Origin of the sequence: Actinoplanes sp. CA-015351 (assembly GCF_050955685.1) — a bacterium.
Lineage (GTDB): Bacteria > Actinomycetota > Actinomycetes > Mycobacteriales > Micromonosporaceae > Actinoplanes.
On sequence record NZ_CP192102.1, the window covers coordinates 2,764,014 to 2,775,540 of the forward strand.

The 11,527-nt window shown below is 67.8% G+C and carries 15 protein-coding genes; 8 read left to right on the forward strand and 7 right to left on the reverse strand.

Translation table 11 applies throughout. From position 1 onward, the window contains the following. Positions 1-47: 47 nt before the first annotated feature. The gene (locus ACQP2E_RS12370; RefSeq protein WP_433831005.1) at positions 48-296 is read right to left on the reverse strand and encodes a hypothetical protein; all 249 of its coding nucleotides are present in this window, start codon (positions 294-296) and stop codon (positions 48-50) included. A gap of 359 nt (positions 297-655) precedes the next feature. Here ACQP2E_RS12370 and ACQP2E_RS12375 point away from each other — a divergent pair, with 359 nt between their 5' ends. From ACQP2E_RS12375 to ACQP2E_RS12390, 4 genes are all read left to right on the forward strand, one after another. Beyond that, positions 656-889: a hypothetical protein gene (locus tag ACQP2E_RS12375; RefSeq protein WP_433831007.1), complete on the forward strand. Its 234-nt coding sequence runs from the start codon at positions 656-658 to the stop codon at positions 887-889. 39 nt (positions 890-928) lie between these two features. Then, positions 929-1,810, forward strand: a complete 882-nt coding sequence (locus ACQP2E_RS12380) for a helix-turn-helix domain-containing protein (protein WP_433831009.1) — start codon at positions 929-931, stop codon at positions 1,808-1,810. A 47-nt stretch (positions 1,811-1,857) separates the two neighbouring features. Beyond that, positions 1,858-2,106 carry a hypothetical protein gene (locus tag ACQP2E_RS12385; protein WP_433831011.1) on the forward strand — a complete coding sequence of 83 codons (249 nt, stop codon included), beginning with the start codon at positions 1,858-1,860 and terminating at the stop codon, positions 2,104-2,106. A 269-nt stretch (positions 2,107-2,375) separates the two neighbouring features. Beyond that, positions 2,376-3,215 (forward strand): helix-turn-helix domain-containing protein, encoded by an 840-nt coding sequence (locus ACQP2E_RS12390; protein ID WP_433831013.1) that lies wholly within the window; start codon positions 2,376-2,378, stop codon positions 3,213-3,215. Here the strand turns inward: ACQP2E_RS12390 and ACQP2E_RS12395 are convergent. Next, positions 3,212-3,409, reverse strand: a complete 198-nt coding sequence (locus ACQP2E_RS12395; RefSeq protein WP_433831015.1) for a hypothetical protein — start codon at positions 3,407-3,409, stop codon at positions 3,212-3,214. The genes ACQP2E_RS12390 and ACQP2E_RS12395 overlap by 4 nt on opposite strands. Before the next feature lie 87 nt (positions 3,410-3,496). Here ACQP2E_RS12395 and ACQP2E_RS12400 point away from each other — a divergent pair, with 87 nt between their 5' ends. Both ACQP2E_RS12400 and ACQP2E_RS12405 read left to right on the forward strand, forming a co-directional pair. Then, positions 3,497-4,807 carry an MFS transporter gene (locus tag ACQP2E_RS12400; protein WP_433831017.1) on the forward strand — a complete coding sequence of 437 codons (1,311 nt, stop codon included), beginning with the start codon at positions 3,497-3,499 and terminating at the stop codon, positions 4,805-4,807. A gap of 72 nt (positions 4,808-4,879) precedes the next feature. Continuing rightward, the gene (locus ACQP2E_RS12405) at positions 4,880-5,350 is read left to right on the forward strand and encodes a ricin-type beta-trefoil lectin domain protein (protein WP_433831019.1); all 471 of its coding nucleotides are present in this window, start codon (positions 4,880-4,882) and stop codon (positions 5,348-5,350) included. Here ACQP2E_RS12405 and ACQP2E_RS12410 read toward each other — a convergent pair whose 3' ends face one another. From ACQP2E_RS12410 to ACQP2E_RS12425, 4 genes are read right to left on the reverse strand one after another with little or no spacing between them, the layout of a single operon-like run. Next, a complete protein-coding gene (locus ACQP2E_RS12410) occupies positions 5,351-6,019 on the reverse strand; it encodes a class I SAM-dependent methyltransferase (protein WP_433831021.1) in 669 nt (222 codons plus the stop codon). Continuing rightward, positions 6,016-6,789, reverse strand: a complete 774-nt coding sequence (locus ACQP2E_RS12415) for an ABC transporter ATP-binding protein (protein WP_433831023.1) — start codon at positions 6,787-6,789, stop codon at positions 6,016-6,018. The genes ACQP2E_RS12410 and ACQP2E_RS12415 overlap by 4 nt, the downstream gene beginning before the upstream one ends. After that, positions 6,786-7,736 carry an ABC transporter substrate-binding protein gene (locus tag ACQP2E_RS12420; protein WP_433831025.1) on the reverse strand — a complete coding sequence of 317 codons (951 nt, stop codon included), beginning with the start codon at positions 7,734-7,736 and terminating at the stop codon, positions 6,786-6,788. Before ACQP2E_RS12420 ends, ACQP2E_RS12415 begins: the two co-directional genes overlap by 4 nt. After that, positions 7,733-8,800, reverse strand: coding sequence for a FecCD family ABC transporter permease (locus ACQP2E_RS12425; RefSeq protein ID WP_433831027.1), 1,068 nt, complete (start codon positions 8,798-8,800; stop codon positions 7,733-7,735). The genes ACQP2E_RS12420 and ACQP2E_RS12425 overlap by 4 nt, the downstream gene beginning before the upstream one ends. An 83-nt stretch (positions 8,801-8,883) precedes the next feature. On the opposite strand from ACQP2E_RS12425, the gene ACQP2E_RS12430 reads away from it, so the two are divergent. Continuing rightward, on the forward strand, positions 8,884-9,468 hold the full coding sequence (locus ACQP2E_RS12430) for a flavodoxin family protein (RefSeq protein WP_433831029.1): 585 nt from the start codon (positions 8,884-8,886) through the stop codon (positions 9,466-9,468). Then, the gene (locus ACQP2E_RS12435; protein WP_433831031.1) at positions 9,465-9,896 is read left to right on the forward strand and encodes a GNAT family N-acetyltransferase; all 432 of its coding nucleotides are present in this window, start codon (positions 9,465-9,467) and stop codon (positions 9,894-9,896) included. The genes ACQP2E_RS12430 and ACQP2E_RS12435 overlap by 4 nt, the downstream gene beginning before the upstream one ends. Here ACQP2E_RS12435 and ACQP2E_RS12440 read toward each other — a convergent pair. Further along, positions 9,883-10,770, reverse strand: coding sequence for a phosphotransferase enzyme family protein (locus tag ACQP2E_RS12440; protein ID WP_433831033.1), 888 nt, complete (start codon positions 10,768-10,770; stop codon positions 9,883-9,885). The two genes, ACQP2E_RS12435 and ACQP2E_RS12440, sit on opposite strands and share 14 nt — an antisense overlap. Positions 10,771-11,527: the final 757 nt, after the last annotated feature.

Consider the following 11,527-nt stretch of genomic DNA (forward strand, 5'->3'; position numbering starts at 1 on the left):
CACTCCCGTCTTGTGGTTTCAGTGCGCTGTCGTGACTGCTGCTGGTTTCAGTGCGCTGTCGTGACTGCTGCGAGGACGAGCATTGCGAGGGCGATGACAGCGGCGAAGGCGACGACGGCCGCGGCCGCGACGGCCTGGATCAGGGCCCCGATCGGAGCCAGTGCTCGCCTCAAGAAGCGAAGGGCGATCAGCAGGCAGATCGCGGCGACGGCGAGGTAGACGAGCGGCTGATGCATCCAGGCCGCATCGAGAGCGTCCACAGTCGCGGGGGAAGTGGTGGGGAAGAGGAAGGACATGATGACCTCCGATCCGCCGGTTGCGCGGGATCGCCGCGCATATGCGCCGGTAAGGGTCGCGACCACAGTGTCCGGAGTCAGCGCTCACCGCCGGTCACCAGCCCGCCGGATTTCGTTACTTCTCCGTGACCCTCACCTACGAATATGCACTGCTATGCGCGAGAAGGCAATCCTCATTCCCATGAATGAATTTGACCGTCCACCTTGGTTACACACTGTGTATGTTTGATGCCTTGTTTGGTGTCGCCCCGTGAGTAAAGTGGCCGAAGTGATGGTTGCGCTGAGCCGCAAACGTGGTTGGGTGGGACGGGATCCCGAATATTCCATGATCGACTTGACAAAGGGCGTATCTTCCCCTTGTGAACTATGACAATCCGGGCTTCTCGGGCGACGCTGCCCCGAAGTTGACGCTGCTCACCTCGCTCTGCGGTTCCGGCACCTGCCCGACCGTGTACAAGACCGACCGGGGCACCATCGTCGTGCAGGGCTACACCGTCACGGCGGAGAGCGCAGGCATCGACATTCCTGCCGGCGAGCAGTTGGTGGAGATTCCAGCGGATCTCCTTGCAGCGGCGATGCAGGTGGGTGAATAAACTAGGTTCCAGCGGATGGGCGAAGGGAGGCGATCTCAGATGACCGGCCTCCCGGGTCCCGACGACCGCCCGGTCGAGCTGGTCGGCTCCGTGCTGGCCCGCTGGCGCAAGCGGCGCAAACTCACCGGCCAGGAACTCGGTGACCTCGTCGGGATGAGCCAGGCCAAGATCTCGCGCTTGGAGAATGGGAAGGTCCTGGCCGAGCCCGGTGATGTGCGGGCGATCGCCGAGGCGCTCAACCTGCCAGACGAGGAACGCGAGCGGGTCGTCGAGCGGGCCGAGCACGCCGATGACCGGCTCACCGAGTGGACTCCGGCGGGACGCGACCTCGCCGACCGCCAGAAGGAATACGGGCGGATGGAAGCGACCGCCAAGGAACTCCGCATCATGCAGCCCGCCGTGGTTCCCGGCCTCCTGCAGACCAGTGAATACGCCCGGGCGCTCCTCGCCGATCTCAAGGACGAGGTGGACGATCTTCGTTCCGCTGATTCGGCGGTGTCCGAGGCGGTCAACGCCCGGATGCAACGGAACCAGATCCTGCACGAGCAGGGCCGCGAGTTCCACTTCCTGATCACCGAGCAGGTGCTGCGCAACCAGGTCTGCCAGCCGGCCGAGATGATTTCGCAGATCAGCCGGATGCGCGAGGTGGCAGCCCAGCCGAACGTCCGGCTGAGGATCGTCGCCGACGACGCCGTGCTGCCCATCGCGCCGTACCACGGCTTCGTGGTAGCCGACGACCGCTGGGTCAGCGTCGATCTCTTCAGTGCCAGTCTCCGGTCGGCCGGCCGCCAGGCGGTGCGCACCTACCGCCGCATCTTCGACGCCCTGGAGCAGGTCGCGCTGACCGACGTCAGCGACCTGCTCGATCGTTACCACGCGCGGTACGTGGCAATGCTCATGCCCAAATCCGTCGTGCGCTGAAAATCCTTGCGCTTGTCCGGAGCCGCCGGTGTTTCTACCGTGGAGTAATGACGAACCCTGATGACGCGGAACGTCCGGCCGCGACTAACGGTCCGCCGGAACCCGCTCCACAACCGGTGATCACGCTCTGCGGCACTGGCAGCTGTCCGACCGTCTATTCCACCGGCGGGGACAACGTGCTCGTGCAGGGCTACGCCGCAACCGGCGTTGCCGTACCCGAAGGTGAGCTGCTCGTGGAGATCCCGCGGGAGCTGCTGATCGAGGCAGCCCGCCGGCTTCAGGAACAGAACGACTGACCCACCGTCCTCGTTGGTCCGCCTCCGCTCGACGACGTGCGGCTGATCCCTCGTGGCACCGCCCCACTGACGTGCCGCCAGTCCGGCGCGTGCCCGCACCCGGCTTCGCACGTAATTCGATCGAGTGCCCCTATCGGGCGCGATAGCACTCCTGGGCTGCACCGTCACGGCAGCGGCGCGGCCGGGCGACTAGACTTTTCCCATCGGTCGGCGAAGGGGAGAAGTCGTTGACACACTCACCTGATCGTGATGGTCGCCCGTCGGAGCAGGTGGGCCCGATCTTGTTGCGCTGGCGCAAGCACCGGAGGCTGAACGGCCAGGAACTCGGCGACCTCGTCGGGATGAGCCAGGCCAAGATTTCTCGGCTGGAGAACGGGCGTGTCCCGGCCGAGCCCGGTGACGTCAGGCTGCTGGCCGAGGCGCTCGGGGTTCCGTCCGCTGAGGCGGAGCGGGTCATCGAGCTGGTCGAGCATGCCGACGATCGGCTCCTCGAGTGGGTTCCCGCCGCGAGCAGCCAGGCCGAACGCCAGCACGAGATCAGCAAGGCGGAAGGCGCCGCCAAGGAGATTAGGATCCTGCAACCGGCGGTCGTGCCCGGACTCCTTCAGACGAGCGAGTACGCCCGCGCCATCCTGTCCGCTCATGATCAGGCCGGGACCGACGCCCGCGGCAACGACGCGGCGGTCACCGAGGCGGTCATCGCCCGGATGCAGCGGAACCAGATCCTGCACGAACCCGACCGCCAGTTCCACTTCCTGATCACCGAGCAGGTTCTGCGTGCCGGGGTCGGCCGGCCGGCCGAGATGATCTCGCAGATCGACCGCATGCGTGAGGTGGCCAGGTTTCCGAACGTCCGCCTGAGCATCATCACCGACGGCACCATGGTGCCGATCCCGACCTACCACGGGTTCTTCCTCGCCGACGATCACTGGGTCAGTGTCGATCTGTTCACCGGCACTCTCCGGTCGACCGGGCGCAAGATCGTCCGTGAGTACCGCAAAGATTTCGATGCACTCGAATCGGTGGCCGAGACCGATATCGACGATCTACTTGATCGTTACCAGGCTCGGTACGCGCGGATGCTGCTGCCGAACCAAGTCGCGGGTTAGCCGTCAACGCCGTTGTTCCGGTGGGTGGGGTGGTCGCCGTGTGGGCCGAAGCGGTGCAGGATCTCGGCCGGGCGGTTGTCGGCCGGGCCGAACCAGTGGGGCTGGCCCGCGTTGAAGTCGGCGGTGTCGCCCGGGTTCCGCAGCCGGCGGTCCTGGCGGATCCGGCGCAGCCGCGGACCGTTGCCGTCGAGCACCCCTGGAGTGTCGGATCCACGCCATCAGTTTGCGGTCTTCGCAAATCTCCTGGTCCTGCGGGGCGTGAGCGCGTGACGATCCCAGCCGTGGAGAGAACACGTCCCTGGCTGGTGCTCGCGATCTGCTGCACCAGCATCTTCCTGGTCGGGATGGACACGACCGTCGTCAACATCGCTCTGCCGTCGATCGGGCACGACCTGGGCCTCGCCACGAGCGGACTGCAGTGGGTCGTTGACGCGTACACACTGGTCCTCGCAAGCTTGCTGATCACCTCGGGTGCGCTGGCCGACAAGGTCGGCCGGCGCAGGGTTTTCCGGATCGGGCTGGTGCTTTTTGCGATCGGCTCGGCGGCGTGCGCGCTCGCGCCGGCCGCGGGTGCGCTGGTGGCCGCGAGGATGGTACAGGGTGCCGGCGGATCGATGCTGAGTCCGGTCGCGCTGGCCATCGTGATCAGCGCGATCACCGATCCGCGGCGGCGGGCGCAGGCGATCGGGGTGTGGGCGTCGGTCTTCGGGCTGAGCATGGCGGCCGGGCCGGTGGCCGGCGGGCTGCTGACCGGGGGACCGGGCTGGCGGATGGTGTTCTGGGTGAACCTGCCGATCATCGCTGCGGTGCTGGTCCTGACGGTGTTCTTCGTGCCGGAGTCGCGATCGCCGTCGCCGCGCGGGCTGGACCTTTTCGGTCAGCTGTTGTTGATCGTGATGGTGGGGTCGGCGGTGGCGGCGCTGATCGAGCATCGGGTTTTCGGGATCGTCACGGCTGGTTCGCTGGTGGCTTTGGTGCTGTTCGAGAGGCGTCGGGCTCAGCCTCTGGTTGACCTGTCGCTGTTTCGCCGGCCGGCTTTTGTCGCCGCTATCGGTAGTGCGGTGCTGGTTTTCGTCGCTTTCAGTGTGACGTTGCTGGTCAGCAGCCTCTATTTGCAGCAGGAGAAGGGCCTCAGCCCGATCGAAGCCGGGCTTGCGACGTTGCCGATGGCGGTGGGCGCGACGATCTGCCCCACTATTTCCGGATTTGTCACCGGCAGGATCGGGCCCCGGCTGCCTTTGCAGATCGCCGGGCTGTGCACTGCTGCCGGCGGCATCCTGATGATCGTTTCCGGTAACTGGTTCGCTTATCTACTCCTCGGCGCCGGCCTCGGCCTCGCGAACGCGCCGATCACCAACACCGCGGTCAGTGGCCTGCCGCCCGCGCGTTCCGCGATGGCCGGTGGGCTCGCGTCGACCGCCCGGCAGATCGGTACCGCACTCGGCATCGCGCTCGCCGGTGGCATCGCCGGTCGCGGTGATCCGGTGGCGGGATGGGTGCTGGTCGCTGGGTGTGGCGTCGTGGTGGCGGGGGTTGCCGGTGTGGTCGGTTCCAGCGGCCGGGCGCGTCGAGAAATCGCAGCCCGCGCTTGAGGCCCCACCTCTCGGGGCGACAATCCTGGCGATCCGGCCGCCTGCGAAGCGGCGGATATTTACAGTGGGGCGGTGCTGACCCGTCGTCTGATCGCCCCGCTTGTGGCTGCCGCGTTCCTGGGTGTCTCCGCGAGCCCGGCGGCGGCCGTTCCCGGACCGCCGCCGTTGCTGCAGGGCTGGATCGTCACTGAGCGCAACCCGGCACGCTGCCTGACCGGCGGACCGGTCGGCACCGTGCTCACCACCGCGGCCTGCAAGTCCGGCATTGACGCGCAGGAGTTCTACCAGACCAGTGAAGGCCACTTCACCAACGACGGCCACTGCGTGCAGCCGGAGAGTGACGAGTCAGGTGCACGGATCCGGGTGGTGGCCTGCACGTACACCACGGACCAGGAGTGGTGGTTCACCGGGACCCTGCGGGCCGGGGAGAACGGGCGCTGCGCCACCGAGATCGCCATCGACCGGTCCGGTATCGGTACGGTACGCCTGCGCAACTGCAGTGAGAAAGCGAACCGCAAGTGGCGCAACCACACCCCGTGGTGATCAGACCCGGCGTCCGGTGACCATGAACTGCATCTGCACCTCGTGGCCGGGGGAGACGCCGTACCGGTTGTCCAGCTCGAAGATCGTGGTCAGCGGGGTGACCGAGACGTCCTCCAGCCCGCCGTTCGCGAGCGCCAGCGCGGTCTCGTCGATCGACTTGGCGGCGGCTAGGGGCAGCAGGGACTGAACCTCGGTGTCGTAGAAACCGGCCGACTCCAGCCCGTCCGGGAACCAGGTGCTGTCGACCATGGCGACCAGCCCGCCCGGTCGCAGCAGACGGATCCAGTTGGCGACGGCCTCACCGGGCGAACGCAGCGTCCACGCCACATAACGGCCGACGATCGCGTCGAAACTGCCCTCCGGGAAGTCGGGGTTCACGGCGTCACCGAGAAGAAACTCGGGACCCGGCCGGCGGCGGGCCTCGGCCAGCATCCCCTCGGACAGGTCGATCCCGGTCACCCGGTGACCGAGCCCGGCCAGCGTCAGCGCGACATATCCACTCCCGGTGCCGACGTCGAGGACGTCAAGTGGCGCCGGCGGCAGTGTCTTCTCCCAGATCTCCGACCAGGCCGCACGATCGGCGTCGAGCCGTTCGGGGCGCTGCTGGTACGCGTCATAGGCGGGGGCACGGCCGGTCCAGTACTCGTTGATGCGGTCCTGCGCGGTCACGCCGGGTTCTCCTCCGATAGTGGTTCGAACAACAGGTGTAAGGAACCCTCTATATCCAGACGGCGGATTCCAATGCCATATATCGGTTCGAGGATCGTCGGATCCAGCACTTCGGGGGTCTCACCGGCGGCCACCACCCCGCCGGAACCGAGCAGAACCAGGTCGTCGCAGTACCGGGCGGCCAGGTTCAGATCGTGCAGCACCACCACCGAGCAGGTGCTCAACGACCGGACCAGGCGCAGGATCTCATGCTGATACCGGATGTCCAGGTGGTTGGTCGGCTCGTCGAGCAGCAGGTGGGTGGCTTCCTGGGCGAGGGCCCGGGCGATCAGCACCCGCTGCCGTTCACCGCCGGAGAGCCCGGCGAACGACCGCCCGGCCAGGTGGGTGGCACCCACCCGGGCCAGGCAGCGGGCCGCGACCTCGTGGTCGTCGGTTCCGGCCCGCTGGAACGTCGACAGGTGCGGGCCCCGGCCCAGCAACACCATTTCGGCCACGGTCAGCGCGGTCTCGCCGCCGGACTCCTGCACCACGACGGCCATCCGCCGGGCAGCGTCGCGCGGGCTCAGCGAGGACAGCCGGTCACCGTCCACCCGCACGCTTCCCGCGCTGCTGCGCAGCGCTCCGTACAAAAGCCGTAGCAGGGTGGTCTTCCCACTGCCGTTAGGACCGATCAGCCCGAGTACGCGTCCCGGCCGCGCCGTCACGGCGACACCGTCGATGACCGGGGTCGTCCCGTACCGCCAGGAGACCCCGGAGGCTTCGATCACGAGAAGCGTCGCACGATCTTCTCCAGGCCGTCGATGGAGAGCGGCGACGGCGGTTCGGTGAAGTTGAACAGCTGCGGCAGCACGTCACCGTTCGCGACGGCTTTGAGCTTCTCCGCCCCGGGCAGGCTGGTGACGGCCTGCTCGACGGCCTTCGGGTCGCCGTCGCTGTAGAGCAGGATCAGCACGTCCGGGTTGCGGCCGAGCAGCTCCTCCAGCGTCACCTCGAAAACGCGCTCCTTGTTGTCACCGAACACGTTGCTGAACCCGGCCGCCTGCAGCTGCGGGTGCGCCATGCTGGCCGACCCGTACGCATAGGTGACCCCGCCGCCGACGGTCGGGTAGAGCACCGCCGCCGTGCGTACCCGGGAAGGCTTTTGGATCTCGGCCATCCGCGCCTGGAGCGCGGCAATCGCCGCAGTGGCCTCGGCCTCGCGACCGAAGACCTTGCCGTAGCTGGTCATCTGCGAGTAGATGTCGTCGAAGGCCGGCACGGCCGTGGTGCCCTGGCACAGTGCCGGCTCCTCCAGCAGCGGGATGTCCACCGCGGAGAGGGTGTCGCGGGACAGGTTGTCCACCTCGCCGAGCACCAGGTCGGGCTGCTGGCTGATCACCACCTCCTTGGAGATCTGCAGGTGGCCGCTGGTGTCGGTCTTGTCGGTGAGCAGCGGGATCTTGTCGATCTCGGCCTGGGTGGCGGTGTCGTAGTACTCCTTCGGGTATTGGCCGGCGCGTGCCGTGACCCGGTCCATCACACCGAGTGAATGCAGGTAGGGCACGGCCGCGCTCTTGAGCAGCACGACGCGCTCGGGTGCCTTGTCGAAGGAGACGTCGGTCCCGCAGTTGGTGATCGTGACTTTCTTGTCGCCGGCTGCGGTCGGTGTGGCGTCGGCGCCGCATCCGGCGACGAGCAGCAGCAGGGCAGTCGCGGTCGCGATTTTCGTTGTCACTGGGGGACTCCATGCAGGCGTTTGATGAGGACCAGGAGGAACGGGGTGCCGATCAGGGCGGTGATGATGCCGATCGGGATCTCCTGCGGCGCCAGCAGCACCCGCGCGATCACGTCGGCCCCGACCAGCAGGATCGCGCCGAGCAGCGCGGCCACCGGAACCACGCGGACATGCGGGGCGCCGACGATGCGACGCGCCAGGTGGGGTACCACAAGTCCGACGAACCCGATGCTCCCGGACGCGGAGACCAGTACGCCGACGCAGAGCGAGACCACCACGAGCAACCGCAGGCGCAGCCGGTCCGGCGCGATGCCCAGCGTGTGCGCGGTCTCGTCACCGACGGCGAGGGCGTCCAGGCTGCGGCCGATGACCGTGAGGTACGCGATCGTGCCGCCGATGACGACCGCGGCGACCGCGAGCAGGGCGTCCCAGCGGGCCAGCCCGAGCGAGCCGAGCAGCCAGAACATCACCGACCGGGCGCCCTCGGCACTCCCCGAAGCGAAGATCAGGAAGCTGGTCGTGGCGTAAAGGGCGTACCCGACCGCGACGCCGGCCAGCAGCAGCCGGATCGAGGTGACGCGGCCACCGGAGCGGGCGATCAGGAAGACCAGCAACGATGCGGCGAGCGCGCCGGCGAAAGCGCTGGTGGAGAGGGCGTACTGGCCGAACCCGGCGCCCGCTCCGAAGAGGATCGCCGCTGCGGCGCCACTGGACGCGCCCGAATTGATCCCGAGCAGGTAGGGGTCGGCAAGCACGTTGCGGACCATCGCCTGCAGGGCAACCCCGCAGACTGCCAGGCCGGCGCCGACCAGGATGCCGAGCAGCACCCGGGGCAGGCGTACCTGCCAGACGATTGCCTCCTCGGGCGGCGTCCAGGTGATGTCACCGACGTGCAGAAGCTGGTGACCGATGATCCGGGCGACCGTGACCGGGCTGATGCCGACCGCCCCCGTGCCGACGGCGATCAACCCGGTCACGACCAGGGCGGCGGTCAGCGCCACCAGCCAGATCGTGGTCCGGCGCCGCTGCACGCCGAGCACCTCGGTGACCACCAATACCCCCATCTTGGCTATTGCAAAAGATGGGCAACAACTTAACATCAAGATCGCGAATGAATGAAGGGGGCCGGTCCGGGTATCAGGCCGCCGTGACGACATTGCGTGCCGTGGTACTCGGTTGCACTCTCAAGCCTTCCCCCGCCGAGTCCAGCGCTGAGCTGCTCGGACGAGAGATCCTCGCGGCTCTCGCCGACCACGATGTGGACGGTGAGGTGATCCGGGTCGCCGATCACGCCGTCAAGTTCGGGGTCTCCGCCGACGAGGGTGACGGCGATGAGTGGCCGGCCATCCGTACCAAGATCATGGATGCCCAGATTCTGATCATCGCGACACCGATCTGGATGGGCCAGCCGTCCAGCGTCTGCAAGATGGTCCTCGAGCGTCTCGACGCCGACATCTCCAAGGTCTTCGGCAAGGTCGCCGCGGTCGCGGTCGTCGGCAACGAGGACGGCGCCCACCACGTGACCGCCGAGGTGTTGCAGGCGCTCAACGATGTCGGTTTCACGGCTGCCGGAGCTGCCTCGACATACTGGGTGGGCGAGGCGATGGGCAGCCTCGATTACAAGGACGCCGGCCCCAAGCCGGACACCACCGGCGCGGCCACCAAGACCCTGGCCGCGAACACCGCCCACCTCGCCCACCTGCTCGCGGAGAACCCTTACCCTGCGGCGTGACCTTGCGCATCAAGAGATCTGATTCGGTACGCACGGCGGCCGCGATCTGGGCCCGCGCCACGGCTCGCCGCGACGGCCAGCCGGCTTCCGTGGAGTCGCAACTTCCCGGCGTGCGAAGGCGTCTCGCTCAGGGCGGAGTCCTGCACATCGCGTTTCGCGGTGAGGACGCGGTCGGCTTCACCATTCTGGTCGGTGCCGAACTGGTCTATCTCGCCGTCGACCCGCAGGCATGGGGTAGCGGCGTGGCCGGCGCCCTGCTGACCCATGTGGACGACCAGGCGCGCCTCGCCGGGATCAGCGACCTGGAGCTGTGGGTGATCGCCGGCAACGAGCGAGCGATAGCGGTCTACGAACGAGCCGGCTGGACCCGCACGTCAGACGTGACGAGCGGCGAACGCCGCCTCGTCCGGAAGCTCACCGCAGATTAGCTTCGGCATCGGCCAGCCCTTTCTCGTTGTCGGCCTGGCTGGTGATGCCGGTCAGTTCGCCGGTGGCGATGCGCCGGGCGAAATAGTCGGCCTGGACCGCCCATCGGAACCGGATCATCGTGGGCAGGCCCCGCTCCAGCTCCGAGAGATCAACCATTGGGTACGCGTTGACGACCCCGTCGCCCGCGTACATCACCGCCGACGCCAGGTCGTAGAGGAGCGGGCCGCGCATGGCGATGCTCCAGTCGATGAGCCCGCAGACGCCGGTGGCGGTGTCTAGGCGGAACGCCTCCGGTGCCGGATCGGTGTGCAGCAGTCCGGTGGTGAGCGCGCCGAGCTCGTCATAGGCGGCGATCGCTCCGGTGATCGCGTCCCTGAGCCAGGGGCGGATCGCCAGGTGCGTGCTCCGGGGGTCGAGCCAGTGGAAAGTTTCCTCGCCGGGCACGGACACGTCTCGCAGCGCCTGATGGACCCTCGCCAGCGTCGCGCCGATCACCCGCTGATCGTCGCCGGAGAGAGGGCCGCCGGAGAGAGGGCTGCCGGAGAGAGGGCTGCCGGGCAGCGGGCTGCCGGGGACCCAGGTCAGCAGGGCCAGCGGGACGTCGGTGGCTACCAAGTCTCCGCTGCGAGTGGGCACCGGGGCGCCGGCCGGGATGCCTGCGGCTTCGACGGCGGTGGCCACGGCCAGGCCCGCGGTGAAAGCGGGCCGGTCGGCCGGGGCGACCGCCTTGGCGACCCGTCGCTGGCCGGGCCGGGTGGGTGAGTCGATGAACCACGTCGCCGAGTTCATGCCTCCGTTGTGGACCTCGACAACCGGATCGGCCAGACCCCACTCGGCGGCCAGACACGCTCGAAGCTGCTCGTTACTGATCACCGACGAAGCCAACCAGGTCCGGCGGTGAGTGTCGGGTGGAGGCTGCCGATCTTGTGGAGATGAGCGGAGGGTTCTGCGCTCGGGTTTCGCCGTTTGCGGAGTGGTAGTGGGTGCGGGATGGCGTGGCGGTTGTTCGGGGTGGCGGGGGTGGTTTCGCGGTGCGAGGTGCCGTTCGGAGATCTTGTGCGGTTTGGCCGGCTGATCGACCACGAGTGCACGAGTTCGCGGCGCGACCATCGACGGCGTGTTGGTTTAGAGGTATTTGGGGGATTCGTGATGGCGCTCTGCCGCGACAGCAGGTGGACAGCGGGTCGACAGCGGGTGGACAGCGGGTGGGCGGCGGGTGGACAGCGTCGAATCTTGGAGACTTTTGGGTGTTCTATGCCCTGCTCTATGCCCTTCAGATCTCCACGGTTCGGCCAACGCGGTGCTTCGCAGTTTTCGACGTGGTGAGTGCGGTGCTTCGCGGTTTCGGCGTGGTGAGTGCGGTGCTTCGCGGTTTCGGCGTGGTGAGTGCGGTGCTTCGCCGATCTTGTGGAGTTCGGTGAACCGTTTGCGTGTAACTCCGCAAGATCGGCTGGGCCTGTTCGATCTTGCGGAGTTGTGCGGAGACGTCTGCGGGGAAGTCCACAAGATCCACGCGGGACGGGGCGGTGCGGTGCGTGCGGCGTGGTGCGGTGCGGGGCGGGCGGGGCGGCACGGGGCAGGGCTGGGCGGCGCGGGGGCAGGGCGGGGGCAGAGCGCGGGCAGAGCGGGG